Genomic DNA, 24,343 nt, shown 5'->3' with positions numbered 1-24,343 from the left:
GCCGCCGGGTTGATCAGTTGGTGCGGGTGGTGGTGTTCGGTCCGGCGCCGTACGTCTCGCGTTGGGCGAGGCCACCGGCGGCCTGGCCGCGTTCGCGGATGGACAGGTGCTGGTCGATCAGGCCGAGGATCGTGCTGGCGATGCCGCGGCTGGCGTCGGCGTGCTTAGCGCGGTCGGTGGCGGCCTGGGCGCGCTGCTGCGCGCGGTCGCGGAGACGACCGACGGCCGCGACACCGGCCCCGGTCGGGCCGAACAGCCGGATCATGTTGCCGTGGAAGCGGTCGAACCGGGCGAGGTCCTCGTCTGCGAGCTGGCGGGCGGCGCGGGCGTCCTCGACGTCCCGGGAGGCCGTCACCTGGAGGTCTCCGGCGTACCGCTTCGCGTCGGTGAGGTTCATCTGGATGCTCCTGTTCAGATGGCGTAGGCGTCGGTGACGGCCATGCCGCCGGCCTGGTCGACGGCGGCCTTGACCTGCCGGTGCGGGTCGACCTCGGAGAGGGCCTGCCGGGCGTCGGAGAGGGTGCCGTCGGCCGCGGCGATCCGGGCGGCGGCGGCGTTGACGCGGCCGTTCGTGTGGTCGGCGAGGTCGCGGACAGCGCCGATCACGTCATCGGGGAAGTTGTAGCCCTCCACCCAGTGCTTGAGATCGGTGTGCCACTTGGCTTCCTCCATGACCCGCTGGAGGTAGGACTGGGCGTCCTCCCGCTCGGCTTCCTGCTCGCGGATGATGCTGTCCAGCTCGGCGCGGACCTGCTCCAGGTTCCGCACGTCACCGCCGGTCGCGGTCTCGATCGGCACCGTGGTGCCCCCTTCGGTCGTCGTGGTGTTGTCGCTGGCCAGTCGCAGGTGGCGGCGGTTGGTCCGCTCCTGCTCGTCGGCTGTCTTGGCGTGCCGCTTGCACAGGTCGCCGACCTCGGTGGCCTCGTCGGTGCACCGCTCGCCCGGACCCTGACCGCCGATCGGGGGCGACACGTGCCGGCACTGGCTGGTCCGGGCGTTCTCGGCGGCGACCAGCGCGTCGTGGCGGGTGCAGTAGCCGTTGCCGAGCTGCTCGTCGCGCAGGTCGGTGCAGTTCGAGCGGCCGGTGTTGTAGCGGCACAGGCGGTGAGGTTCGTCGCGGGCGACCTTCTTGAGCTCCTCGGTGAGGGTCTGCTGCTTCTCGATGGTGTCGATGCAGGTCTGGCAGTACGGCTCGCCGGGGGCCTTCGGGTTGGTGCACTGCTGGGTGCTCGGCCACGGCAGCGGGAACCTCTGGCACGTGTCGTCCTGCTGCTCGGCCGGGGCGGCCGGCTTCGTTTCCGGTGCGGCTGTGGGCACCGGCTTGGCCTTGCGGTCGGCGGTGGTGTTGCAGTCGACGCACTTGTCTCCGGGCAGGAGGATGGTCTTGCAGTCGGGGCAGCGCTGCCAGCGGGAGTCGGTCTTCCAGTCGTACTGGCACAGCTCCCGCTTGCGGTTCTGGTGCTGCGCGGGCCAGCCCATCTTGGCGAGGTTGGCGCGGCAGTCGGCCTGCGGGCATAGGCCCGGTTCGTCCGTGCCCGCCTCCTTCTTGGTGCGCTGCTCGTACCACTTCCGGGCGGTCGCGGATCCGGTGGGCCAGCCCTCCTTCATGCCCTTGGCGAAGCCGCGCAGGTAGAGGAAACCGCCGACGGCGCCGGTGGCGATCGCGGCGCCCACCTTGACGCCTGCGGGGGCCGGTTCGGGGCTGGAGCCCTTCCACGCCTCGACGCGGCCCCGGTAGAAGCCGGCGACGGCGGCCTTGCCTTTCCCTCCGGCCTTATAGATCACGGTCGCGATGACGGCGATCCAGATCAGGCCGATCCACGTGATCTCCATCGTTACTTCTTTCCGGTGCCGGTGAAGGAGCCGACGATGCTGCCGACGAACTCGGTGATGCCCTTGACCAGCTGCTCCAGGCCGTCACCGAAGTCGCCGGTGGCGGACCGGACAGCGAGGGGGAGCAGCGCGGCGGCGGCGAGGGTGATCCAGTCGACCTGCTTGCGCCACATGTGCACGGCAACCACGAAGAAGGCCGCCAGGGCGATGAGGCCGGAGACCTTCGCGTCGAGCTTGTCCATGGTGAGCTTGTCGATCAGCTTGGTGATGGAACCGACCGCGCCGTCCGCCTGCTCGCCGGCCCAGGTGGTGATGAGGCCGGACACCCCGGTCATGACGAGGACTGTGGTGACGCGCGGCAGCATCCGGTTGCCGACCGTCCAGAGCAGAGTGGCGATGACGAGGCAGGCGAGGCCGGCCCCGGCGGACACCGCGTAGGTGGCCTCGGGCTTCATGGGGGGTCCTTACTGCGAGAGTGTCTGGATGTCGCGGAGCAGGTCGTCGAGACCGACGTGGACCTTCCGCCAGGCGGCGGCGCGCTGCGCCGGCCGGAGACGCATGACGGCCGCGCGCACCTGGTCGTAGCGCACGGCGGCCTGGGCGGCCGGGTCGTCGCCGGCCTCGGCCCACTTGCGTCTCCAGGTCGCGTCTTCGCGCTGTTCCCGGCGGCTCTTGCGGGTCGACTTGACCGGGCGGCCCGGCTTGCGGTTGAGGATGTTCACCGGGTCACCACCGTCGCGCCGGAGCGGGCGACGGTGACGGTGGCGATGACCATGCCGCCGCCGAGCCGGTGCACCCGCAGGGTCCACTTCGTCAGGTCGGTGTTGAGGGTGCCGGTCTTGGCCTTGACCATCGCCTCGAACTGGGCCCGGAGGGCGGCGTTGTCGGCGGGGTCGATGTTGGCCTCCACCTCGGCCCTGACGAAGAGGCCGCGGTGGAGGCGCAACGTGTACCGGTAGGGGCTCACGGGTCAGCGGGTGACCTTCGTGCGCCGGTCGCTGATGATCCCGGCGACGACGGCGATGAGCAGGGCGCCGACGGCGCCGGCGAACGCGCCGTCGGGGTTGCCGCCGGGGGTGTGGCGCTGCACGAGCGCCACGGCGAGCAGGGTCACCATCGCGCCGAAGGCGAGGATCGTGGCGACGCTGAACGGGTTGATGGTGCTGGTGGGGCGCTGGGTGCGCCCGGGCCCCGGCATGGTTGCCGGGGCCCGACCGATCTCGGGCATGGGGTCTCCTTCGCATGAACGCTTACGCATAGTTGCGCATTGGCGTGCGCAGTTAGCGTATGCGGATCCATGCGGGGAGGCAAGGCGCGAACCGGGTGGGTCGGCATGGACGTCGCGCAGATGGCGAAAAGCCCCCGACCTGGTGCAGGTCGGGGGCTTGGCTGCGCGGCCGAGTCAGGGCTTTCGCAGCAGGGTGGGGATGGTCGCGGCGACGGACATGGCGAGGATGACGCCTCCGGCCACCATCGGTGCTCGCAGGCCGGCACTGGCGGCGATGAGTCCACCGAGGACCGCGCCGGCCGGTGACGCGCTGTTGGCGACGGTGCGGAACCCGGCGATGACGCGGCCGAGCATGTCCGCCGGGACGAGCAGCTGCCGCAGTCCCGCGTTGACGGTGGTGATGAGCGTCTGCGACGCGCCGATGGCGGCGAGCAGCGGCGCCGCCACCCACGGGCTGTCGACCACGGCGATGACCGGCCAGGCGGCGGCGTGGGCGACCACGCCGATCAGCAGGGCCGGTTCGGCGCCGACGGCACGGGTGATCCGGTGGGCGAGTGGCCCGATGACCACGCCGCCGGCCGCGAGGGCCGCGACGAGCAGCCCGAACCCGGCGTCGGTGACCCGCAGTCCCTGCTCGGAGGTGGCGTAGAGGACGAACGTCGCCCAGGCCGCGTTGTAGGCGAGGTTCGCGGCGGCGGCGAGGAGCGCGAGCGTACGCAGCCGGCGGTGCCGGGCGAGCCACAGCAGCCCGTCCTTCACGGCCCGGCCGATCGGGGCGGTGTGGTCACCGGCGGCGCGTAGCCCTCGGGGGAGCCTGGTCAGCAGTGCGGCGCTCGCGGCGAAGCTGGCCGCGTCGACCGCGTACGGGACGACTCGGGCCGCGGTGAACGCGGCGGCGCCGACCGGCGGCCCGATCAGGCTCTTCCCGGCGGTGTCGAGAGAGAACATGCGGCCGTTGACGTGGTGCAGGGTGTCCGGGTCGCGGTGGGCCAGCTCGGCGACGGCGGCCTGGAGGGCGATGTCGTGGAACACCTGCCCGGTGACCACGACGGCGGCGATGACGGCCAGGATCCACACGGTGGCCACGTCCAGGGCGACCGCCGCGGCGAGCGCGGCGACGGCGACAGCGCGGGTGATGTCGGCCGTCAGGACGGTCGCCCGGTACGGCCACCGGTCGACCAGCGCGCCGGCGAACGGCGCGACGACCACCCACGGCAGGTAGCCGATGGCGGTGACGGCGGCGACGGCCGTGGGTGAGCGGGTGAGGGCGGCGGCGGTCAGCGGCACGGCGGCGAGGAACATGCCGTCGCCGACGCTGGAGACGCCGACGGAGGCGAGGATGGCCCGTAGACCGCGGCCGCCCGGCCGGGCGGTGTGCTCAGCCGGGCGGGGGTTCGTCACGGTCATCAGTCGTGGTAGCCGGACCGGATCGCGGCCACGAAGGTGTCCCACTCGCGCGGGTTGTAGAACTGGGTGCCGCCGTCGGGGTTCTTGCTGTCGCGGATGGCGCGCCATCCGGTCGGGTGCTTCGCCACGGTGACGCAGCTGCCCTCGTTGCTGCTGGTGTCGAACGGGCCGAACTCGTTCAGCGGCGGCGGGGTCTTGTCCGTGCGGTCCATCGAATCTCCTCTACGGTCGACGCCCCGCAGCGTGGTGCTACGAGGCGGTTGTGGCCATCTGCTCGATGAAGGTCAGGGACTCGGCCGGCGGAAGCGCGGCGGCCGTCATCCGGTCGAACACGGTGGCGAAGTCGCTGGTCTCCGTATCGCCGGCGAAGGTGATCTCGGCGGCGGCGGTCTCCACGATCACCAGCGGGTCGTCGTCGGGGAACGAGTGGAGCGTGAACCCGCTGGTGGGCAGCGCCGTCATCGGCGTGCCGGTGGGGATGACCTGCACGGTGATGGTGTCCACGTCGGCGGTGTCGAGGATGCTTTGCCACACGCCGGGGCGGGGGTCGACGTCGCCGGCGGGCCGCCACCGCAGTGCCGCTTCGGTGAGGACGGCGTGGTAGGTCGGCGCGCCGGGTGCCCGCATGCGGGTGACCCGCTCGACTCGGGCCTGCACGGCGGCGGTCACGTCCCGCTCGCCGTGCAGGTTCGCGGCGGTGATGCAGGCGCGGGCGTAGTCGGCGGTGTGGAACAGCCCGGGGACGACCAGCGGCTGGAAGTGGCGCACGAGGGTCGCCCGGCCGTCGAGATTGGTCAGTTCCAGCTGGCGCACTTCGAGGGAGCCCCGGTGGAGGTCCCGCAGGGTGGTGACGCCGTGCTCGATAGCCTCGGCCAGGGCGAGGGCCCGATCCCGCGTGGGCTGGTCGACGTAGCAGGCGTCCAGCCAAGCGGTGATGTCGGCGATCGGCGGCCACAGCTCGCCGCTCTCGATCCGCGAGACCTTGGACTGGCTGACACCGATCCGCTCGGCCAGCTGCTTGCCGGACAGGCCGCGGGTGCGTCGGGCCACGCGCAGCTGTGCCCCCAGGCGGAGCCGGAGAGCAGAGCGAAGCGGGTCCGACACGGGTTCTCCTCGGGTTGAGCTACCGGCAGGGTATGCGGGTTTATGCGGGACAGCAAGGAGGGCGCCAGCACTTCTGCTGGCGCCCTCCGCGCGTTTCAGCGGCCAGGCACCGGTTCGCTCACCCGGTCCCGTGGCCGTCCTCACGTTGTACGGCATCCGGCCGGCTACCGTCTTGGGGCAAGATCATCGGAGCCTCCGTCGGGCTTGCTGGCTGCTCTGCCGCATCGCCGCGTCGAGGGCGTTGTGGTCGACCATCAGGATCTGGCCGGGCAGACACGCCGGCGACTCGTGCACGTCGAACTGATCGCCCATGTCGTGCTCGGTGAGCAGCTGCCGTACCTCCGTCACCCGGCCGGGCTCGCAGTAGACGGTCCTCCGCTCGTCCTCGATGACCTGCGCCCAGAACCGCACCTCGGCCTCAGCGTCGCCGCCGGTCACCAGTCGAGGCCCGTCAGCTGGCGGCGGTCCGGACCGAGGAACGTGAAGGCGGTGGCCCGGTCCTGGAGCCGGGAGAACAGCCGGTCGCCGAGCATGGTCTCCAGGCCCGCGACCCGGGTGCCGTCGCGGCGCTCAACGTCGCGGGCCCGCAGGTTCGTGGTCACGATCGTGCGGAGCCGCGCGTTGAGCCGGTACTCGATCAGCTCCAGCAGCTCCCGCCGTACGAACTCCCGCGCCTCGATGTCCATCTCCGCGCCGAGGTCATCGAGGATGAGCAGCTCAGCGGTGCGCGCCCGGTCGCGGATCTCCCACACCGGGTGCTTCGAGCCCTCCGGGCGCAGCTCGGCGAGGTAGCCGTGCATCGTCCAGGACCGTACGAGGAGCTGCTTGGTGACGACCTCACCGGACCGCAGCCGAGTCGCGGCGCCGCGCCGGGCGGCTTCGGCGGCCGTCGCGTATGCGGCCTGGGTCTTCCCGGAGCCGGTCTTCCCGGCGAAGATCGCCGTCCGTGCGTCCGGGTCGGCCAGCCACGCGGCGATCGCGTCCGGGTGCTGGTCCGTGTCGAGGGACGCGAGTCCCACGTCGGCGGCCACCCGGTCGTCGGGCAGGCACGCCTGCAACGCCCGTTCCCGCATCGCGGATTGGTGGCGTAGCACCAGCTCGCTGGCCGGAACGTCGTCGTCGGTTCCCGTTACGGGGGCCGGGAGACCCGCCTCGCGGGCCTGCCGCGCGGCCTCGGCACGTTCCGCTGCGAGGGCGCCCACCTGGTCGCGTAGGTGCTCCGGGAGCGCGCCGAGGAGACCCTTCGCGAGCCAGCTGGCCTGCTGGGTGTCGGGGCGGCGCTGCCGGGCGATGGCCTTGCCGACCGAACCCGTCACTTCCTGCGTGGTCACCAGGCACCTCCCGCAGCAGCACCCGCGCCGACCGGGCGGACGTCCTCAGCCCAGGCGTCGTTGACCTGCATGACGCCGGGGGAGGGCCGACCGGCCACACCGGCCGGTGGGCGGGGTGCCCGTCCACGGATCCGAACGAGCGCCCGCTCCATCTGGGCCTTCGACGGGATGCCCTCGCCGAGGCCGTTGAGGGCGCGCTTGATCTCGTCCTCGGTGTAGTCGGCATCGAGGAACGGGCGGATCAGCGAGGCGAGCTGGTGCAGGGGCCGGCCGCCGACGACGGGCACGCCGAGGTTGGCCCGGTGGTCGATCCACTTCCGGGCGATGCCCATAGCGACGTCGTGGTTTGTCGGTTGCCGCTTCGGCTCGGCTGGGGTCCGGGGCGGCGGCACGGCGCCGTCGAGGGTCGGCTGAACGGCAGCAGACCGCTCGTCGCGCCGATCATCCGCAGGATGATCGGAATCTGTGTAACCCCTCTGGTGTAACTCCTCTTGTATAGGCGCCGGGTTTCCGGACTCTGCCGCTCCGGGCCCCGGGTTTCCGGACCCCGGGTTCCCGGAGCCCGGAAACCCGTCCCCGGGGGTGTCGGAATCCTCGGAGCCCGAAAACCCGTCTCCGGGGTCTTCCTCCTCGGCGGTGCTGTCCGCGTCCGGCCGCGGCGGCGGGGGGAACTCGTCGTCTAGCAGCGTGCCGTCGGGGTACTTCACCTTGAACGAGCCGTCCGGCTGCTCCACCAGAGGGACAGCCTTCCCGCCGAAGAACTCGGCCTGCGCCGCCCAGGACGCCACCGGCGTCTCCGACACAGCCGTGCCCATGACGAAGGTGCGGTCGAGCATCCGCCGCTTCTCCAGCCGGTAGTAGCCGGCCAGGGCCAGCTCGCGGAGCGCCGTACGGACGGCCTCCCTGCCCTCGCGGGCGGCTTCACGGCCGCGGAGGGTCTTGCCCTTGCCCTCGTTCGCGATCTGGATGGAGTTGACGTCCCAGCCCTCGGGCTTGTTCAGGAGCCAGGTGAGCACGCCCAGACTGCGGAACGGGACGGTGAAGTCGTCCACCGTGCTCGACGGCACCTGGACGAAGGGGTCGCGGCGACGCTTGCGCAGGCCACCGCGCGGGTTGTCGGAGGTCATGCCACACCGCCAGGGATCCGGGGGGAACTCATGAGCGGGGTGTCTACCGGCACCGCGACGTTAACGTCCTCGCCGATGTGACGAACCGCGGGACGGAGGTGTGTGCGAGTGGGCGACTCGTATGCCAAAATGGGCACACGAGTACGACCCAAGGGGTCACGCATGTGGCTCCTCGGTGATGTTGCGAGGGCCGCTTCTGGGTGTGGGATCCGGGAGGCGGCCTTTGCGGCTTTTTGGGTTGTGCTCTCGTCTCTAGGCCGCTGCCAGCTCCAAGGGGAGCGTCGGCGCGGGCGCTGCTGCCGGGTACGGCTCGGGGAGACCCGAGGCGCGTGCCGCGAGGTTGGCGACGTAATCGGAGAACGCGATGCCGAGTTCCTTGGCCTCGCGCTCGTACCGGTCGAGGTGCTCGTCCGGGAAGCGCACGGGGCGGCGCTTGCCGCCCTTCGGCGCTCGCCCAGGTTTGGTGCCAGCCATGCCACGGTTCTACTCCATTGCTGATTCAGATTCACGCACCCGGTCGGCGTGTCGTGATCCGAGGAGCCGGCGCGTGCCGGCTCACCCGTCACGCCGCCGCTTCGACCTGCATGCCAGCCTCGCGAGCCCGACGCCGGGCCCGCTGCACTGACCGTTCGCTGACTCCCGCGACCCGCGCGATGCTCGCCGCGCTCGCACCGCCAGCGGTCAGCTCCAGCACCTGGCCGTCCAGGCCGGACACCGGCCCCGGCTTACGCTCCGGCAGCCGCACCTCCACGTTCGTGCCGGGCACCCGGATCGACGTGAGACGGAACCGCTGCTTCTGGCTGAGCCCGCCCCAGACGCCGATCCGCTCGTCCGTGATCACGGCGTAGCTGAGGCACATCTCCTTGACCGGGCAGCCGTCACACACCTTCGCTGCGGCCCGCCACGACTGGCCCTTGCCCTCGGGGAAGAACGCCTCCGGGTCGGTCTCGGCGCACACCGCTTCCTTGACCCAGCGGCCGGGCAGCCAGCCGGCCACGTTGGCCCACACCAGCACCCCGGCGCTGATCCACGGCCGCAGATCCTTGACCCTCACCGCTGTACCCCCGCTCCACTGTGCGGCAGGACAGTCGACGTGCGGCGATGACCGGAAGGTCCAGGGCTGATCGGCCGACTGGTGGCTACGATGGCCAGCGAGAGATCCGTCAGGATCGGGTCAGGAACCTGACCCGGGAGAGGTTGAAGTAGAACCACAGGGGTCTCCGTTCGTGCGGCGGGTCGCTCACCCGCTGGTCTGCCCCCGACGTTGAGGGCTGGCCACCCAGTCAAGTAACTGAGTGGTGTGTATGTGTGACAGTACAAACGGTGCAACGTGACTCGCAAGGGGATGCGCGAGCCGGCACAGCCGCATCATGATCGGGTAGCCGGTTGGTACCCAAGCCCCGCGGAAGGCGGGCCCGTGACACATCAGCCCCAGATCAGCGACGGCGCCCGGCCTCGCCTCGTCATGTCGCAGGCGCTCCAGCTGACCGCCGAACTGGCGACCAGCCTCGTCCCGACGTACGCCGACCAGCACGCCGAGTTCGGCGAGCACCTCCAAGCGGCCCGCCGGCTGCGGCTCTGCGCCGAGCGGGTCATCGACGCGGCGATCGCCGTCGAGGCCGAGGCAGGGGCGACCGCTGCGGAGATCGCCGCCTGGCTCGCGCTGCCCGTAGAACAGGTCGAGATGCGCCTGGCGAACCAACGTGCCCGCGCCGCAGCGATCGACCCGCCCCGCCTCGCCGAGGAGCTGGACGCCTGGTACGCCCGGGTGAGCGGACCAGACGCCCCCTCCGACGCCGTCTCAGCCGGTCTGGCCTAACCGCGCGGCTGCGCCCCGGCCGGCCAGCCAGCCTCGTCGTACGCCGCATCCGGGTTGCCCACCGTCTGGCCGGGCTCGACGTCCGCCTCGCTGTCACCAGCGTGCTCGGTCACCTCGTCCACCGGAGCGTCCGGCGAGTCGTTGTGCCGCACCCCGCCGTCAGCCGCGATGGCCTGCCGAGCGGTCGCCGACAGCGGCAGCCACTTACCCAGCTGCTTCCCGACCGTCTTGTGCGCCATCGCCTCGAAGCCGTCACCAGCCACACCCCGGTCATCGAACCAGGGGCCCGACTTGATCCGGACGTAGCGGGCCCGGTGCGCCTTCATCGCAGCCCGGTGCACCGGCCGGGTCAGCTGGTAGCCGCCCCCGTTGAGCAGCGCCCGAGCGTAGTAGAGCACCGGCGCGCCCGGCTTGTCGTCCAGCAGCCACGGCTCGTGGACCAGCTCGTCACGGTCCTCGTGCCAGCTCAACCGGAAGGACGGCAGCTCCTTCTCGTACACCGTCCGGGCGACGATGCCACGCACCAGGCCCGACTGCATTGCCAGCTTGACCAGGCCCTTGTAGCCGAGCACGAACGTCGCCTCCCGGCGGCCACGGTCGGTGTTCCAGAACGGCAGCACGTACGCCTGCCCGGTCGCCCCGCCGACTCGAAGGCCCAGCTGCGCGCAGGTCATGACCGCCCCGACGATCGTGCGGGGGTCGCACTCGTCCAGCCCCTTGACCGTCGACAGCGCAGTGACGGTATCGGTGATCAGCTGCACGCCGGTCGGCCCGCCGTCCGGAGCCGCCCGGTTGAACAGCTCCTCACGCTGCCTCAGCGCCTCGACGGCACTGCCGTACCCGGACACCTGGACGACGGCACGCTGGTCCGGCTGTGCGGGCATGACGGTGCCCTCGACGGCCGGGCCGGGCTGTCCGGCGGTCTGTCCGGCGCGGGCCGCGCTCACTCGGTCTCGCAAGCTCATCTCTTCACCTCTCGCAACTCGACGTACTCACAGGGGTTGACGGTGTAACCGGCGCGGGATCGGCGGGCGAGCCGGACCGCGCGGCGCCCGCCGATCCGTCCGTACTCGGCGCCCGCCTCCACCAGCTGCGCCTTGATCTCGTTCTCCACCTCGTCCAGCTCGACCTTCAGCGCCTTGCGCCGGGCCTTCAGGTCCCGGCGGCGGGCGAGAAGGTCCGCGGTGTGCTCGGCCAGGTCGACTTCCTTGGCCTCGGTGATGCTCGCCAGCGCGGCGACGGCGAGCGCCTCCGATGTGGCCGCTCGCGCGTCGGCGGGCGGTGCCACGTCCGGCCACAGGTGGTCGCGGCAGAACTGGGCGGCGGCCTCGCGCAGCTCACCGATCAGGTCGTCGTCGCGGGCGACGTACTCCACGACCGGCTCGTCGCAGCCGTCGACCACCGCCACGACGTACCAGCCGAGCGCCCCGGTCACTCCCATGCACCACTGCGCCTGGGCCTGCGGATAGTCCGGCACGGAGCCACCCAGCCACAGCTTCACGTCCGGGGAATGGTCGTCCACCGTCTTGATCTCAACCCCGGCCGGCTCGCCGACGACGAACCGGTCCGGGTTGCACAGCATGTAACGGGCGAAGCCGTCCACCTCGAACAGCGGAATCGGGTGCCGCCAGGTACCGGTCACCCCGAGCTGCTTGCCGTGCAGCTCGGCGAACCAATCGGCTGCGACCGGCTCCAGCCGGTGCCCCCATGCCAGCCGTCCCTTCGCCGGTGTCGGCGGCAGCCGTCCGGACTTGTCCAGCCACAGCTTGTACGGCGTCGACCAGGGGGACAGGTTCAGCGCCGCGAGAGCATCACTCCCGCCGAGGCCCGTCAAGCGGATGGCGTGCCAGTCCGGCATCGGCGCGCCGTACGGCAGCACCTCCACGGCAGGGCCAGATGCCCACCACGGTCTGGAAGGAGGCGCGGGATCGGCCGGTGGACCGGCACCCGCATCACGATCAGGGATGACAGCAGTCATCGTCAGGGGTCTCCTCGTCCGGCCCGTCGCTCACGGGCCAAGCGGAACGCGGCCAGGACCATAACGTCCTGACACCCCAAAGTGTAGCAGACATGGAGCAGGGCCGCGCACCTGGTGCGCGGCCCTGCAAAACGGAAGGCCAACCCCGCGAGCTGAGATCGTCATCGCGGGAGCGAACCGCTCAGACCTCGCACGCCGTCACGGTGGAGACCCCGTTGCCCGAAGGGCTCAAAGGTGCCGCAGACGGACGCGTTTCCCACGCCAGTTGGCCTATCCACCACCCATGCTACGGCACCCCCACCGACACAACTACGCTGATCGGACCTGCGAACGCCGACGAAAGGACGTGCCCGGGTTGAGCGACCCCAGGCGCCTCGCCGAGATCGCCGCCGCCGACGACAGCGGATTCCTCATGGAGCTGCTGCGGCACCTGGACCGGCCCACCCCCGACACGATCGCCATGTTCCGCGGCGACGTACTCCGCCGCCGTACCCGCGCCGCCGTCGGCGAGCTACTGAAGATGGCCGACCAACACGACCGCAAGGGCGCCCCCGAGCAGACCCGCGCGAAGTGGCGAGCAGTACGGACCGCCGCCCGCGCCGAGCGAGAAGCCCTCCAGGCCCTGCCACCCGAGGGCGCCGGGCCGCGCCGGCGAGCGTTGGAACGCCTCGGCCAGGAACACCCAGACGAGCTGAAGGCACTTCGCGCCGGCCCGGTCGCCAAGAACGCACGCCGCAGCCTCCTCGAACAGATCGCCGCGCGTCACCCCGTCCGCATGATCGAGCTGCTGCGGGAGGAGCGGACGCGCGGCGAGTCCAGCGGCGATCAGGACGCCAGGTCGTAGTCCTGGCGCCGGCTGGTCTTCTCCTCCACCACCGGGGCGACCTTGGAGAAGATGGTCTTGTAGGCGGCGTGCGACGCGACCGCCACGACGGCGACCACCTGGAGCACGGTCTGGCCGTCACTGATCGAACCGTCGGCGAGGCAGCCGACGACGCCCAGCGCGACGGCGACCGCGATGGCCACCGCCTGCCGGGTCGACTTCGACCACTGCGGCTGGTTGACGATCGAGACGAGCAGCGGGTTGATGACGCCGAGCAGCAGCGCCCACGACGGGGTGTCGAGCACCCAAGCGAAGAGAGTGGTGTCCATGCCCGCCACGATCGGCCCCGCGAGGGGTTAGCGTCCCGTGGCAGCTACTCCTCGTCGCGGGCGCACAGGGTCGCCTGCCGGGTGCCGCCGGTGGTGAGCACCGTCGCCTCCTGCGGGTGATAGCCGTCTGGGCAGGCCGGCCCGTCCTCACCGGGCGGTCCGGACGGGCCCGATGGACCCGGCGGGCCCACCGGGCCTTCCGGTCCACGAGCCCCCGCCGGACCCGCCGGGCCCGGCGGGCCGACCGGCCCTGCAACGCCGGCGGGGCCGTTCCGGCCAGCACCATCCGCGCCGTCCTCACCAGGCGGTCCAGACGGACCCGGCTCACCCGGCCACCCGCGCGGGCCGGGCGGGCCGCTCGGACCGGCCTTGCCGTCGGCACCCGCCGGCCCCGGATCGCCGCGCAACTGCTCGGGGTCCTCGACACACGTCATGCCGGCCTGCCGCACCTGGTCGCACAGTTGCTGCGCCACCGACACCGCCGTGGTGGCACGCCGCTCCGCCGTCTCCGTGCGTACCGTCGCGGCTCGCAACGCCCAGCCCATCATCACGCCGGTCAGCGCGATCAGAGCCGCCAGGGCGACCGCCCGGCCGCGTGGCCACCGCCGCAGCGTCGTCGCCTGCTCACCGTGCCTCATGCCGCCGCTCCGTTCAGCCTGGCCACCTCTTGCTCAAGGTGGGCGATCTGGTTCGTCTGTTTGCTGACCTGCTCGGTAAGCGCCTCGACCTTGCGGCCCAGCTCGGCCACCGAGTCCTCCGCCTTGCGCCGCAGATCCCGTTCCCGGTCCAGCTCCGCCTGCGTCTCGGCGTGGTCCTTCACCTCTTGCTTGTACCGCTCGTCGGCGGCCACCAGCTGCCCACGGTCGTGGCCAATCATCCTGGCGAGGATGATCACAGCGGTGCCGAAGGTGCCGAACGCGCCCAAGCCGGGGATCAGCGTCTCCAGCTGTGACGTGTCCACCCGATCCCCCCGCTACCCCCGCAACCCGGACCGCGCCACCGTAGGGCCGTTCCGTCCCTTGCGTCCTCACGGACCGTATGGCGGGCCGGCACCCCGCATAATCGCCCGGTGGCAACCAACCCTCCGACCCGGCCCGGGCGGTCCTGGCACGGCGTGACCGCAGCCGTGTTGGCCGCCGGCGCCGTCGCGCTCGTGGCCGTCGCTCCCGAACCGGTGCGGGCGACCGCCCGCCCGACCACCGTCCTGCTGATTGCGCAGCCCACCGTCAGCGCCGCGGCCGCCATCCACCGCGCTGACGGCAGCACCGTCACCCCAGCGCCCATCGGCCGGGAGATCCAGCTGAGCGGCCGTCCAGTCGGGGTGCAGGTGTTCCTTCGAGCGCCGGAGGGTGGAGTCGAGGTGTCGCAGCCGGGTGTGGACCTGCCGCTTCGCGCGACCGCCGCGTACTGCGCGATCGTCATCGACGGCAAGGTGGTCGACCAGTCTGGGCCGTCGTCGGTCGCCTCATGCCAGTGGGACGGCTAGCCGGCGGTACGCCGCGTCAGCTCGGTGAGCTGGCGGGACAGGTCGGCCAGCTGCTGATCCTGGTCGCGGATCAGCAGCAGCAGAGCAGCGCAGAACCGGTCGTACTGCAAGGCGTCAGGCTCGCCGTCGAGGTATGACACCAGCTCCCACAGGCCCAGGTCGTGGACCTCTTCGGCAACGAGCCCCGCGTACCAGCGGGCGTCGTCTCCGAATTCGGCGACCTCGGCGCGGTCCCTGAACCGGCGCGGGCGCAGCCGCCGCAGCACCGCCGGGTCGTAGGTCAGGTCTTCCACGTCCTGCTTGTACCGCAGGGAGGACGTCGACCGGCTGATCTTGTGGGTCGCGGAGTCGATGAAGCAGTTCGGCGCCGACGTGGTAGTGGCGTTCGTCCGCAGCCGCAGGGATCCGATGAACGCGCTGCCGGCGCGTGGACCGAGGATCACCTCGCCGTTGCCGGGGGTGTCCAGCCACCACCGGTTGTTCGACCCGCCCGCGCCGGCGTTGTCCACGTAGATCGAGTAGCCCTCGTTGAACGTGATTGCCTTCGACGCCGCCGAGTGGGGCAGGGACAGCTCCAGCCCGCCGGACGGCGTGAACCGGTAGACCGAGATCGCGGTGATCGGGTCGGTCCAGCAGGAAATCTGCCACGCGTAGTCGGTGTCCTCCGCGACCATGCTGGTGCCGGCGGCGCCGAGGGTGCCGGCCGGGCCTCGGATCGTGAACCGACGGTTGGAGCCGGTGCCGATCTGGTTGGCCTGGATGACCGGCTCGTCCCAGCCCCGGCCGAGCAGGTCCCACTTGATGGAGGCGACCGCGCCGCCCTCGTACGCGGTCTCGCCCATCTCGACCCGGGGCGCGGCCGACCGGGTGAAGAACGTGCCGCCGGTGATGACCTTGCCGGTGATGGCGTTCGCGGACAGCTTGTCCGCGGTGATCGCACCGTCGGCGATGCTGACCGCGCTGATCGCCCCTGCCGGGATGACGTCGACCGCCACCAGGTCCACCTCGGCGGTGCCGTTGCCGGCCACGGCGTTGAGGTTCAGCACCGGCCGCAGGTAGCGGGTGCCGGTGACGGCGGCGCCCGGGTTGTTCGGGTCCGGGCGGGCCGTACTCGTGCCGGTGGTGGCGGTGCCGCGCAGGTAACCGGTGAACTCCTGCCACCCGGCCCCGGCCACCAGGACCGCGTTCGCGGCGGCGACGTAGTGGGCGTTCGTCGGCCCGGGCGTCGCGGTGCCGGTGACGTCCACGTACGTCGCGCCGTCGGCCATCACCGCGGCGAACCCGGCGGACACCTTGGACGCGGTGGTGTCACCGGTCGGAGCGACGGTCTGCCGGACCCGGATCTTGATGCGGTACAGGGCGGTTGGGTCGAACGGGATCACCGGCGTCCGGACCAGACCGGTGACCGCTCCGGCGGCCCGGAACACCGTGCCGCCGGTCACCGAGTCCACCACCTGCTGCACGGTCAGCGTCCCCGCCACACCGGCCGCCGCCCAATCGGCCAGGTCCCCGCATGCGTCGTACACCCGGGCGGCGATCGCGCCCTGGCTGCCGACGGTGAGCTTGTCGGTGCTGATCGAGCCGGCGGCGATCTTTCCGGCGGTGACCGCGTTCGCGGCGATCTTGTCTGCTGTGACCGACCCGGCTTCGATCTTGTCGGCGGTGACCGCGTTCGCCGTCAGCTTCGGCGTGCTGATCGCGTCGTCGGAGATGTCCGTCTCGGTGATCGTGCCGGCTGGCAGGTCCAGGTCACCGGCGACGACGACACCGCCGTTGACGCCGGCCACCGCGTAGGTGCCGTCGCCCTGGTCGCCGATCACCAGCACCGGGTTGCCGTCCGCGTCGGAGACGGTCAGCTGCCCGCCCTCGATGGAGGAGTGCCCCAGCTGCGAACCCCGCTCCACAGCGGCCAGCCGGGCCTCCGTCTCGGCGAGCCGCTTCGCGAGCTGCGTGATCGCCTGATCGACCGCCGTCGTCATGCCGTGCTCCCGTACGTGTACCTGTCGGCGCGTTGGAGCGCCAGCTTCGCCCGGTGCTCACCGGTCAGGGACCAGCCGATCACCCGCGACCACAGCGGCACGTCACCCAGCCACGGCACCCGGGCCTGCACGAGGATGTCGTCACCGACCTGCCACGACCCGATCCGCGCGTTCGGGTGGTCGACGACCTCGATCTCCGTGATCTCGACCAGGCCACGCCGGCGGACCAGTTCGTCCCGGCAGATCATGTCCAGCCGCGACCCGGACGTGACCGCCTTGTTCGACACCACCGCCACCCGGCGTAGCCGCCCGTCGATGATCGGTAGGCGGGTGTGCACCAGCGTCCGGCCCTCGCCCGAGCCGAGCCCGAACACCTCGTTGGCGTAGTCGTCCCCGTCGATCTGCACCGGCACCACGGACACCACGTTGTCGTCCTGCACGAACGCCAGGTCGTCGCGGCGGCGGCCGAGCCGCGGATAGCCGAGCCGAATCCGGTGCACGATGCTGTCCCCGGCACCCCAGGCGACGTCTTCCGCCCAATCGAACGGCGTCTGGTTGGCCAGCTGCTCGAACTCGCCCCCGCAGTCCTTCGCGTCCCACCAGGCCAGCAGGTACGGCTCGGCGGGCTGCGCCGCCACGGTGCGGGTCTGCGTACCCGCGTGCTTGACGAGGGTGCCCTCCCGGTGCGACGTCGCCGAACTGGTGCCGTAGCCGCGTTCCAGGCCGGTCAGCTTCGTGCCGGTCCGGCCGGTCACCCGCATCGTCTCCGCGCCCACCGTGATCAGATACGGGGGTGCCAGCTGGTCGTACAGGCCCATCGCGGCGAGGGTGAGACTGCTGTCGTTGGAGTCGATGCCGGTCTTCAGCTTCGCCGACGCTGACGGCTCGACCGAGGACGCGGGCACCGAGTCCTTCCGCACCCACTTGCCGCCCAGGAACACCTCCTCGAAGGCGGCCACGCCCGGCTTCCCGAGCCGGGCCGGGCTCTTCGTGCCGTCGAGCACCACACCCAGGTCGCCGTTGGGAAAGGACTGAAGGTGCGCCCAGATCTCCCGCGCCGCGTCCAACGGGTCGACGCCGACGCGGGAGTATTCGCCGAGGTAGGGGATGCCGCGCGGGTAGGCGGACACACCAGCAGCCTCGATGCTCCACTGGGAGCCGGAGAACCGGGACGACACGATGATGCCGCCCCAGCGCAGCTGCCCGTCCGCCTCGGCGAACAGCTCGGTGCCCCATTCCTCCAGCAGCAGCCGCCCATCAGGAGCGCGCAGCTGCCCGACGTCCGGGTCGATGCTGCCGCGCAGCGACCCGGAGCGGCGCAGCCCCCAGGTCAGCTCATCGCGGTGCAACGGCAGGTCCCAGTCGAGGATCTCGCCGGTGACCGCGCGGCGGGCGATGTACCGCCACGTCACGTCGGCTTCTCCACGAACTCGTAGTCGATGGTGATGATCGACTGATAGTCCGCCTGGAAGGTGCCAGAGCCACTGGAGCGGACCCCGGCGGCGGCGAGGGTGCGGGTGGTGCCGCGATGCCCGACCGGGATCGCGTGCTCACCGGCCACGGAGTAGTAGCCGCGGCCGGCGACCGTCTCCACCAGGATGCCGTTCTCCGACGAGTAGTCGCTGCCGTTGTAGACGGTCTTCAGCCCAGCGACCGTCGGGGTGGTGGCGCCGGGGATGTGCTCGATGCCCTGCAAGGTGATGTTGACCCGCACGTGGGTCGCCCAGGCCGGCACCTCCACGCTGACCTGCGACGCCGCCGGCCACACCCCGTACGCAGTGCCGGAGATGTTGTTGTCGCCCCCCGGGTACTTCACCAGCAGGTCCCGCTCGCGGCGCGGGTTCGCGATCCGCCGCAGGTCCGTGATCATCGCCTGGGTGATGGTGGCCGTGGACGGCGGGATGTCGACGCGCGCCAACGCGATTCCGGAGTAGCCGAGGCCCAGGTCGGTGAGCCGCCTCGTGGTCGACGGGACGCCGGGGATGACGACGGTGTTGATGTACGGGCCGACCGCCGGGTCGGCCGGGTCGGACCACGGCTCCCCAGCGAGCCACGGGTCTTCCACCCGGGCGATCACCAGGTCGGACCGGCCCGCGCCGGCGCCGGTCGCCGCGATGCCCGCCGTGTCCTGGGTGGCACATCGGCCCGCGTACGCCTGGTGCAGTTGCCCGGCCGCCCGGCAGAGAATCGAGCAGGCACCCGGATCGACGGTCACGCCCGCGCCGGGCACGGTCAACGCCTTGACCTTCAGGTCGTCGGGCCCGACGACGCCTTCGTTACCTCGGAAGGCCACGAAGGCGAGCATCCGGGCTACCTCAGCGGAGTGCTGCGCCCCACCGCCCACCATCCACGGCACACCATCCCACGGCACGTTTCAGCCACCCACCCTCACGTCATAGGCGATCCTCGATCGGCTCGTAGGTCGCCACGATCTGCTTCGCCCATGCCAGAAGGTCCTGAGCGCGCTGGCCGTACGGTTGCCCGGTGACCCACAGCTCAAGGTTCTCGGGCCGGTTGTCGTCCTTGATGCCGTTGACGTGGTGCACGTTCTCACCCGGCAGGAGCTTGCGTCCGAGCTTGGCCTCCATGACGACGCGGTGCTCGAAGTCCCAGAGTCCGCCGCCACGCGCGACCATGACGTAGCCGCTCTTGTACCGGCGATGACCAGCAGGTGCCTGTGTGCGACCTCGGGGGTTTGGGTTGTTCTGGCGGCCAACCTCGTGCAGATTGACGCCCCTGCGGTGCTGTCGGTAGTGCGGCCTGCAATAGCCGAGGCCGTAGTGCGGCCGGGGGCAGCCGTCGAAGTCGCAGCCCTTACCAGTGCTTGGTGGCATGACTTGATCATAACCCACGGCACCGACGAGCATAGTTCTGTGGGTTGAGAGTCCCAGCCCACTGTGCCTCCTACAGCCCGCCGTACGTCTTTTGCCAGGCGAATTGCATCTGAGCGGTGCCGCTAACGTCCTGCCCGCGCATCACCACCTCGTACGTGCCGGGCGGCACAGCCGCGTCGGCCAGGCGAACCCCGGTGCGGGTCAGCGCCCCAGCGAACGACGCCCCGTCACCGCGCAGCACGCTGCGCCGCCACGGCCGGGTGTCGATCGTCAGGTGCTGGCTGGCCAGGATCGTCACGTTCAGGGCCATCGTCCACAAGCCCGTGACCTGCACGACCGGGTTGGTCAGCGGCGCCGACACGGCCCGCAGCGTAATGACCGGCCACGCCGGCAACTCGCCGCCCACCACGATGCCGCCCGGCGCGGCGCCCGTCGGCACGGTCGTCAGCGGGGTGATCAGCGGCGACACCAAGCCCCCGGACGGCGGCGGCACCAGCGACACCGTTTCCTGCTCGAGCACCGGGTCGTACCAGCAGTCGTCCACGGCGGCGAAGTCACACACCACGGGAATCACGCCCTGCCGTGGCTGCTTCGCGGCGGGCGCGAAGCGGCGGGGCCGCCCGTACGCTACCCGGGGCCGCCCGGCGATCACCGTGGACAGCTCGGCGACCATGCCCGGCACGGAGCGCACCGCGTCGGCCCGCCACGCCAACGCCAAATCCGTCTGCCGCTGCCGGACCGCCAGCTCGCTGTCGCCCAGCACGAGCAACTCGAAGGTGATCGTCTGCCCGCCCCGGAAGTCCTGGCCGAAGAGCCGGCCGTCGCCGCGCGGCCGGGGCGCGTCGTCGGTGAGCAGTTCCACCGCCCCGATCTGCGGCTCCGTGGCGAGCATGACCCCGGAAGCGCGTGGCCCCCACGTCAGCGACCGGCCCGGGTAGGTCAGGGTCCATTCGTCAGGTGCCTGCAACGACTCCACCTCTCCGGATCACCCGCAGCCGGAACATCAGCTCGTCCAGCTGGTCGTTGAAGCTGCCCTCGCTGCCCTGGAACGTGACCTGCCCGATCAGCGGCGACGCGCCCACCACACCGTCGCCGACCGGGACGCCGGCCATCGGCGCGACCGGGTTGCCGGCGCTCGCCCCGCCGGTGACGGCCGCGGCGAGCCGCTCGGCGGCCTTCACCGCAGTGGGGGCGTTCTTGTCGAGGCCCACCGTGTAGCCGGCCACCAGCTGGCGGGCGATCCCCATGAACACGCGGGACGGACTCTTGATGCCGAGGGCGTCCTTCGCGCCGCGGATCCCGGAGTTGATCACGTCCTTGACCGCGCCGACGGCGGCGCCGGCCATCGACTTCACGCCGTTGATCAGGCCCCGGACCAGATCCTTCCCGGCGCCGACCAGCATGGAACCGAGGTCGCCGAGCTTGCCCGGGATGCCCTTGACGGTGGAGACCGTGTTCGACACCCCGTTGGACACGGCGGTCTTCACGGCCGACCACATCGCCGAGAATGCGCCCGTCACCCGCGACTTCGCGTCCGACGCCGCGCCCGACAGCCGGCCCGGCAGCTGCAACGCGAACGCGATCACCGCGGCGACTCCGGCGGAGAACAGCGCCCGGGCGCGCGCCCACAGGTCTGTGACGATCGCGGCTACCCGGCCCGGCAGCAGCTGGAACCAGGTGATCACGGCGGACACCGCGTTGCCGACGAGCACGCCCAGCGCGGTCGCGGCAGCCATCACCCGGCCCGGCAGGTCGATGAAGAACTTGATGATCGACCCGATGCCGAAGCCCACCCAGTAGGCCGCCTGGGTGAGCAGGAACATGAAGAACGAGGCGAGCTGGCCGGGCAAGGCAGCCAGGAACGAGAGGATCTTGCCCGGCAGCTCCTGGAACCAGGTCACCACGCTGGAGAACCAGCCGGGCAGGGTGACGGTGAAGAACTGTCCGATGGACGCGCCGACGCCCTTGATCACACCCCAGGCGTCGGCGAAGAACCGCCCGACGGCGACCGCAGCCCCCAGCAGCATCCGCCCGAACGCCTGGCTGGCGTTCAGCGCGGTGGTGAGCCAGCCGGCCAGCATCGAGATCGGCTTGGAGAGCTGGAACACCCAGACCGCGAGCTTGACCGCGATCAAGCCCATCTGCACCAGGTACGGCACCAGCGGGATCGCGGCGACGAGCAGCTGCGTCATCGCCAGGGCCAGCTGGAGGCCCGCGTCGACCAGTTCGGGAAGCTGCGGGGCGAGCGCCAGCAGCGCCTCCAGCAGCGCCCCGGACAACGCCTTGGCGATCTTGATGACGGCGGGAACCAGCTGCCCGGTGAGCAGCGCCTGAAGCTCCGGCAGGTGCTCCAGTAGCTGAGACGCGATGACCTGGGCGAGCTGAACGATCACCGGGACCAGCGGCATGAATGCCTTGGCGATCGCCAGGCCGGCGGTCGTGGCCGGGCCCAAGCCGCCGGCGACGAGCTGCTGGAAGACCGGCAGGAGGGTCGTGGCGAGTTGGACGCCCATCCGCGCCCAGACGCCGAGCAGCGGCCCGGCCTGGCGGGCCACGACGGACAGGGCACCGGCGACGATCGTGAGGACGTTGGCCAGCTGCGCGCCGATCAGTGGCAGCAGCGGCGCGACGGCCTTGGCCACGTCCGACAGCGCACGTCCGACCGGCGCGGCGGCTGGCGCGAGCAGCCGCAGACCCTCGGCGAGGGCGTTGACCAGCACGGTCAGTCCAGGCGACAGCGCGACCGCCAGATCACCGACGATCTTGGCGAGGGGGCCGAGCCCACCGACTACGGCAGTGAGCACCGGCGCCAGGGCCGATCCGACCTGCGACAGGGCGGTGAACACGGCGATCAGGGCCTGCTGGCCCTCGGCGCTGTTGGCCGCCTTGTTCAGGGTGTCGAGGGCCTGCTTGACGAGCGTGAACGCGCCGCCGCCGGTGGCCTCGTTCGCGGCGGCGAACACCCCGCGCAGGATCCCGATGACGTCCTGACCCATCTGGGCCAGGTCGCCGAGCATCGACAGACCGTCGGAGATCCATTGGTGCAGCCGGCCGTCGGACGCCGCCGCGCTGATCTTGTCGGCGAACGTGGTCGCCCACTCGGCCAGCCCCGACGTGAGACCGGGCAGGAACGCGCTGCCAACCTGGCCGATCTGAAGCAGCGCCTGCCCGATCGGACCAAGCGCGGCGAACAGATCCCACGCCGCCTGCCCAGTGTTGGCGAGCAGGCCCGCCAGAGCCGACGACGACGCGGCGTTGTCCAGCCAGGTGAGCGACTGAAGGAGCCCGCCGTTGATGTTCGTGGCGATGTCGCCGAGGCCGGTCTTCAGGGACGGCAGGTACCGGTCGGCCAGATCCCGCACCGCGCCGTTGAGGCCGCGGAAGAACTTCTCCTGCACGTCGAGGCGCAGGCCGTTGAGAGCTGGCGCTATCCGGGCCAGCTCTTGCACGAATGAGCGGGCGTTCGGCGACAGCTTCGCCAGCGCCTCGTTCAGTTTCTCCTGCTCAGCGGCGGTCAGTTTCCCGCCGGCAGCGAGCTTCGAGTAGGCGGAGAACGTCTCCGAGATGGCATCGCTGACGCCCGACAAGGCCAGCTTGAAGGTGGCGAGGATGCCGACGCTCGCGCCGATGATGGCGGGCAGCAGCCCCGCCGACTGTGCGGCGGTCCCCGCCGCTGCGGCGAACCCGAGGAGGTTCGTGGCGGCCGACGCCGCACCTGCCGCGATCACGGCCAGACCGACGCCCTTGGCGATGGTCACCCCGAACGACAGCGCGCTGGCTGCGGCCTTCTTCAGCCCGGCCTGGAAGCTACGGGTGTCGACGTTGAGCTGGACCCGCTGGTGCTTCAGCCCTTCGATCGCGCGGCGGGCCGGCTTGGTGTCGGCGTCGACCCGGACCTTCGCGGCGGCCTTGTCGCCGGCTTCCTTGACCGCCCGGCGCAGCTCGGTGGCCGGGATCCGCACGCCGATCTTCGCGAGGGCCTTGGCCTTCTCGGCGGTTTCCTTGACGGCGCGCCGGAAGTCCGCGACGGGGATCCGCACGCCGATCTTCGCGGTGACCTTGCTCTTCTCGGCGGCCTCCTTGACCGCCGTCCGCAGCTCGGTCCGCAGACCAGTCGTCTTGACCTTGACCTGCACCTTGGCCGTGACCTTCGCCGCCGCGGCGTTGACACGGCGGCGAAGGTCCGTCACGAACCCGCGTAGGTCCGCTACGACCGAGAGGTCGAGCTGGCCGGCGTCTTCACCCCGCCCCGGCTGCGTCACCGTCCCTGACCACCCTCACTCTGCCGGCAGCGGCCATTGCCTTGGCCATCTGCGCGATACCGACCGAGCCGGGGGGAGGCGTGGATTTCTTACCTGGTCGGGGAATGCGGAGCGGTTCCTTGCGCCGGTGGTCCGATGACAGCACCGACAGCTCCTCCAGCAGCAGCGCGAGCAGCTCGTTGCCCTCGTTCCACGGCGCTTCGCCGGGCCGTCGGCGGAGCGCCGCGTCCGGGGGCAGGCTGCGGATCAGCGCCCGGACGCGGCGTACGCCGATCAGCTCCGGGTGCCACGCCGGGAGCCAGATCCGCCGCGCGTCGTACCCGCGGGCTTCGAGGTCGGCTTCGAGGTCGTCCCACCGGTGTCGGCAGAGGGCGACAAGCCCAACGCTTCCCCCAGGCTCACCCCGTACTCGCCGAACGCGGCGCGGCCGAGCCGGAAGTAGTCACCGAGGCCGGGCCGGCCGGCGAGCCACTGCGCCCACTGCTCTTCGCCGAGCAGTTCGGAGAACGCCCGCCGGATGGCCCGGAGGGTGGTCGACAGCAGGGCAGGGTTGCGGGCCAGGATCGGCAGCAGCTTCATCGGGTCGAAGTCGACCTTCTCGGTGTCGCCGTCGCCGATGAGTTCGATGAGCAGGGCGAGCAGGTCGTCCAGCTCGCCCTCGAACAGCGGGTCCAGCACGCTGGCCGGGAACTCCGGCGGCAGCGTCCACTCCCGCCGGTTGAGCAAGACGACGATCGGCTCCCCGGCCCCCTCGCGGGCCGGGGCGTTGACGTCGAGGTCGATCACACGGGCCACAGGGGGGC

Annotated in this window: 29 protein-coding genes; 3 read left to right on the top strand and 26 right to left on the bottom strand. The window is 71.3% G+C overall.

The annotated features are described in order from the left end of the window. Positions 1-13: 13 nt before the first annotated feature. The 14 genes from FB455_RS29480 to FB455_RS29415 all read right to left on the bottom strand — a co-directional run bounded on the left by FB455_RS29480 (position 14) and on the right by FB455_RS29415 (position 9,084). Positions 14-397, bottom strand: a complete 384-nt coding sequence (locus FB455_RS29480) for a hypothetical protein (protein WP_145755473.1) — start codon at positions 395-397, stop codon at positions 14-16. 14 nt (positions 398-411) lie between these two features. Further along, a complete protein-coding gene (locus tag FB455_RS29475; protein WP_145755472.1) occupies positions 412-1,833 on the bottom strand; it encodes a hypothetical protein in 1,422 nt (473 codons plus the stop codon). 2 nt (positions 1,834-1,835) lie between these two features. Beyond that, positions 1,836-2,288 (bottom strand): hypothetical protein, encoded by a 453-nt coding sequence (locus FB455_RS29470; RefSeq protein WP_145755471.1) that lies wholly within the window; start codon positions 2,286-2,288, stop codon positions 1,836-1,838. 9 nt (positions 2,289-2,297) lie between these two features. Beyond that, the gene (locus tag FB455_RS29465; RefSeq protein ID WP_145755470.1) at positions 2,298-2,555 is read right to left on the bottom strand and encodes a hypothetical protein; all 258 of its coding nucleotides are present in this window, start codon (positions 2,553-2,555) and stop codon (positions 2,298-2,300) included. Further along, the gene (locus FB455_RS29460; protein WP_145755469.1) at positions 2,552-2,800 is read right to left on the bottom strand and encodes a hypothetical protein; all 249 of its coding nucleotides are present in this window, start codon (positions 2,798-2,800) and stop codon (positions 2,552-2,554) included. Before FB455_RS29460 ends, FB455_RS29465 begins: the two co-directional genes overlap by 4 nt. 3 nt (positions 2,801-2,803) lie before the next feature. Further along, entirely contained in the window at positions 2,804-3,061 is a 258-nt protein-coding gene (locus tag FB455_RS29455) for a hypothetical protein (protein ID WP_145755468.1), read from the bottom strand. A gap of 174 nt (positions 3,062-3,235) precedes the next feature. Further along, entirely contained in the window at positions 3,236-4,468 is a 1,233-nt protein-coding gene (locus FB455_RS29450; RefSeq protein ID WP_186461691.1) for an MFS transporter, read from the bottom strand. Beyond that, complete coding sequence (locus FB455_RS29445) at positions 4,468-4,680, bottom strand: DUF397 domain-containing protein (protein WP_145755466.1); 213 nt, start codon at positions 4,678-4,680, stop codon at positions 4,468-4,470. Before FB455_RS29445 ends, FB455_RS29450 begins: the two co-directional genes overlap by 1 nt. Before the next feature lie 37 nt (positions 4,681-4,717). After that, on the bottom strand, positions 4,718-5,728 hold the full coding sequence (locus FB455_RS29440) for a helix-turn-helix domain-containing protein (RefSeq protein WP_145755465.1): 1,011 nt from the start codon (positions 5,726-5,728) through the stop codon (positions 4,718-4,720). 27 nt (positions 5,729-5,755) lie between these two features. Continuing rightward, on the bottom strand, positions 5,756-6,010 hold the full coding sequence (locus FB455_RS29435) for a hypothetical protein (protein WP_145755464.1): 255 nt from the start codon (positions 6,008-6,010) through the stop codon (positions 5,756-5,758). Then, a complete protein-coding gene (locus FB455_RS29430; RefSeq protein WP_145755463.1) occupies positions 6,007-6,903 on the bottom strand; it encodes a P-loop NTPase family protein in 897 nt (298 codons plus the stop codon). Before FB455_RS29430 ends, FB455_RS29435 begins: the two co-directional genes overlap by 4 nt. Continuing rightward, positions 6,900-7,955: a hypothetical protein gene (locus tag FB455_RS29425; RefSeq protein WP_145755462.1), complete on the bottom strand. Its 1,056-nt coding sequence runs from the start codon at positions 7,953-7,955 to the stop codon at positions 6,900-6,902. Before FB455_RS29425 ends, FB455_RS29430 begins: the two co-directional genes overlap by 4 nt. Before the next feature lie 327 nt (positions 7,956-8,282). Further along, on the bottom strand, positions 8,283-8,504 hold the full coding sequence (locus FB455_RS29420; protein ID WP_145755461.1) for a hypothetical protein: 222 nt from the start codon (positions 8,502-8,504) through the stop codon (positions 8,283-8,285). Positions 8,505-8,592: 88 nt separating this feature from the next. Further along, positions 8,593-9,084: a WhiB family transcriptional regulator gene (locus FB455_RS29415; RefSeq protein WP_486481611.1), complete on the bottom strand. Its 492-nt coding sequence runs from the start codon at positions 9,082-9,084 to the stop codon at positions 8,593-8,595. A 363-nt stretch (positions 9,085-9,447) separates the two neighbouring features. On the opposite strand from FB455_RS29415, the gene FB455_RS29410 reads away from it, so the two are divergent. Continuing rightward, a complete protein-coding gene (locus FB455_RS29410; RefSeq protein WP_145755460.1) occupies positions 9,448-9,849 on the top strand; it encodes a hypothetical protein in 402 nt (133 codons plus the stop codon). Here FB455_RS29410 and FB455_RS29405 read toward each other — a convergent pair. Both FB455_RS29405 and FB455_RS29400 read right to left on the bottom strand, forming a co-directional pair. Next, complete coding sequence (locus FB455_RS29405) at positions 9,846-10,814, bottom strand: recombinase RecT (protein WP_145755459.1); 969 nt, start codon at positions 10,812-10,814, stop codon at positions 9,846-9,848. The two genes, FB455_RS29410 and FB455_RS29405, sit on opposite strands and share 4 nt — an antisense overlap. After that, positions 10,811-11,734 carry a lambda-exonuclease family protein gene (locus tag FB455_RS29400; RefSeq protein WP_186466459.1) on the bottom strand — a complete coding sequence of 308 codons (924 nt, stop codon included), beginning with the start codon at positions 11,732-11,734 and terminating at the stop codon, positions 10,811-10,813. Before FB455_RS29400 ends, FB455_RS29405 begins: the two co-directional genes overlap by 4 nt. Before the next feature lie 448 nt (positions 11,735-12,182). Between FB455_RS29400 and FB455_RS29395 the strand changes: the two genes are divergently transcribed. Then, positions 12,183-12,671, top strand: coding sequence for a hypothetical protein (locus FB455_RS29395; protein ID WP_145755457.1), 489 nt, complete (start codon positions 12,183-12,185; stop codon positions 12,669-12,671). Here the strand turns inward: FB455_RS29395 and FB455_RS29390 are convergent. Genes FB455_RS29390 through FB455_RS29380 form a run of 3 tightly spaced genes read right to left on the bottom strand, consistent with a single transcriptional unit; the run spans position 12,653 to position 13,940 of the window. After that, on the bottom strand, positions 12,653-12,979 hold the full coding sequence (locus tag FB455_RS29390) for a hypothetical protein (protein ID WP_145755456.1): 327 nt from the start codon (positions 12,977-12,979) through the stop codon (positions 12,653-12,655). The two genes, FB455_RS29395 and FB455_RS29390, sit on opposite strands and share 19 nt — an antisense overlap. Before the next feature lie 44 nt (positions 12,980-13,023). Beyond that, complete coding sequence (locus FB455_RS29385) at positions 13,024-13,617, bottom strand: collagen-like protein (protein WP_145755455.1); 594 nt, start codon at positions 13,615-13,617, stop codon at positions 13,024-13,026. Continuing rightward, on the bottom strand, positions 13,614-13,940 hold the full coding sequence (locus FB455_RS29380; RefSeq protein WP_145755454.1) for a hypothetical protein: 327 nt from the start codon (positions 13,938-13,940) through the stop codon (positions 13,614-13,616). Before FB455_RS29380 ends, FB455_RS29385 begins: the two co-directional genes overlap by 4 nt. Before the next feature lie 108 nt (positions 13,941-14,048). Here FB455_RS29380 and FB455_RS29375 point away from each other — a divergent pair, with 108 nt between their 5' ends. Continuing rightward, positions 14,049-14,465, top strand: coding sequence for a hypothetical protein (locus FB455_RS29375; RefSeq protein WP_145755453.1), 417 nt, complete (start codon positions 14,049-14,051; stop codon positions 14,463-14,465). Here FB455_RS29375 and FB455_RS29370 read toward each other — a convergent pair. From FB455_RS29370 to FB455_RS29340, 7 genes are all read right to left on the bottom strand, one after another. Beyond that, on the bottom strand, positions 14,462-16,444 hold the full coding sequence (locus tag FB455_RS29370; protein ID WP_186466458.1) for a hypothetical protein: 1,983 nt from the start codon (positions 16,442-16,444) through the stop codon (positions 14,462-14,464). The genes FB455_RS29375 and FB455_RS29370 overlap by 4 nt on opposite strands. Beyond that, on the bottom strand, positions 16,441-17,856 hold the full coding sequence (locus tag FB455_RS29365) for a hypothetical protein (protein WP_145755451.1): 1,416 nt from the start codon (positions 17,854-17,856) through the stop codon (positions 16,441-16,443). The genes FB455_RS29370 and FB455_RS29365 overlap by 4 nt, the downstream gene beginning before the upstream one ends. After that, positions 17,853-18,749: a hypothetical protein gene (locus tag FB455_RS29360; RefSeq protein WP_145755450.1), complete on the bottom strand. Its 897-nt coding sequence runs from the start codon at positions 18,747-18,749 to the stop codon at positions 17,853-17,855. Before FB455_RS29360 ends, FB455_RS29365 begins: the two co-directional genes overlap by 4 nt. A gap of 88 nt (positions 18,750-18,837) precedes the next feature. Further along, the gene (locus tag FB455_RS34595; protein WP_222434156.1) at positions 18,838-19,278 is read right to left on the bottom strand and encodes an HNH endonuclease; all 441 of its coding nucleotides are present in this window, start codon (positions 19,276-19,278) and stop codon (positions 18,838-18,840) included. A 70-nt stretch (positions 19,279-19,348) separates the two neighbouring features. After that, positions 19,349-20,170, bottom strand: a complete 822-nt coding sequence (locus FB455_RS29350) for a hypothetical protein (RefSeq protein ID WP_145755449.1) — start codon at positions 20,168-20,170, stop codon at positions 19,349-19,351. A 61-nt stretch (positions 20,171-20,231) separates the two neighbouring features. Then, positions 20,232-23,468 carry a hypothetical protein gene (locus tag FB455_RS29345; protein ID WP_145755448.1) on the bottom strand — a complete coding sequence of 1,079 codons (3,237 nt, stop codon included), beginning with the start codon at positions 23,466-23,468 and terminating at the stop codon, positions 20,232-20,234. A gap of 345 nt (positions 23,469-23,813) precedes the next feature. After that, positions 23,814-24,335, bottom strand: a complete 522-nt coding sequence (locus tag FB455_RS29340) for a hypothetical protein (protein WP_145755447.1) — start codon at positions 24,333-24,335, stop codon at positions 23,814-23,816. Positions 24,336-24,343 lie beyond the last annotated feature (8 nt).

Source organism: Micromonospora sp. CNZ296, assembly GCF_007827635.1.
The sequence above is the reverse complement of the archived record's forward strand: the minus strand, read 5'-3'. Positions and strand labels throughout refer to the sequence as shown.

Excerpts from the sequence above, each read along its gene's own strand:
- FB455_RS29475 (WP_145755472.1), bottom strand. The coding sequence starts at position 1,833 with ATGGAGATCACGTGGATCGGCCTGATCTGGATCGCCGTCATCGCGACC.
- FB455_RS29360 (WP_145755450.1), bottom strand. The coding sequence starts at position 18,749 with ATGCTCGCCTTCGTGGCCTTCCGAGGTAACGAAGGCGTCGTCGGGCCC.
- FB455_RS29405 (WP_145755459.1), bottom strand. The coding sequence starts at position 10,814 with ATGAGCTTGCGAGACCGAGTGAGCGCGGCCCGCGCCGGACAGACCGCC.
- FB455_RS29450 (WP_186461691.1), bottom strand. The coding sequence starts at position 4,468 with ATGACCGTGACGAACCCCCGCCCGGCTGAGCACACCGCCCGGCCGGGC.
- FB455_RS34595 (WP_222434156.1), bottom strand. The coding sequence starts at position 19,278 with ATGCCACCAAGCACTGGTAAGGGCTGCGACTTCGACGGCTGCCCCCGG.
- FB455_RS29455 (WP_145755468.1), bottom strand. The coding sequence starts at position 3,061 with ATGCCCGAGATCGGTCGGGCCCCGGCAACCATGCCGGGGCCCGGGCGC.
- FB455_RS29470 (WP_145755471.1), bottom strand. The coding sequence starts at position 2,288 with ATGAAGCCCGAGGCCACCTACGCGGTGTCCGCCGGGGCCGGCCTCGCC.
- FB455_RS29385 (WP_145755455.1), bottom strand. The coding sequence starts at position 13,617 with ATGAGGCACGGTGAGCAGGCGACGACGCTGCGGCGGTGGCCACGCGGC.
- FB455_RS29370 (WP_186466458.1), bottom strand. The coding sequence starts at position 16,444 with ATGACGACGGCGGTCGATCAGGCGATCACGCAGCTCGCGAAGCGGCTC.
- FB455_RS29440 (WP_145755465.1), bottom strand. The coding sequence starts at position 5,728 with ATGCCGTACAACGTGAGGACGGCCACGGGACCGGGTGAGCGAACCGGT.
- FB455_RS29390 (WP_145755456.1), bottom strand. The coding sequence starts at position 12,979 with ATGGACACCACTCTCTTCGCTTGGGTGCTCGACACCCCGTCGTGGGCG.
- FB455_RS29480 (WP_145755473.1), bottom strand. The coding sequence starts at position 397 with ATGAACCTCACCGACGCGAAGCGGTACGCCGGAGACCTCCAGGTGACG.
- FB455_RS29445 (WP_145755466.1), bottom strand. The coding sequence starts at position 4,680 with ATGGACCGCACGGACAAGACCCCGCCGCCGCTGAACGAGTTCGGCCCG.
- FB455_RS29350 (WP_145755449.1), bottom strand. The coding sequence starts at position 20,170 with ATGCTCGCCACGGAGCCGCAGATCGGGGCGGTGGAACTGCTCACCGAC.
- FB455_RS29420 (WP_145755461.1), bottom strand. The coding sequence starts at position 8,504 with ATGGCTGGCACCAAACCTGGGCGAGCGCCGAAGGGCGGCAAGCGCCGC.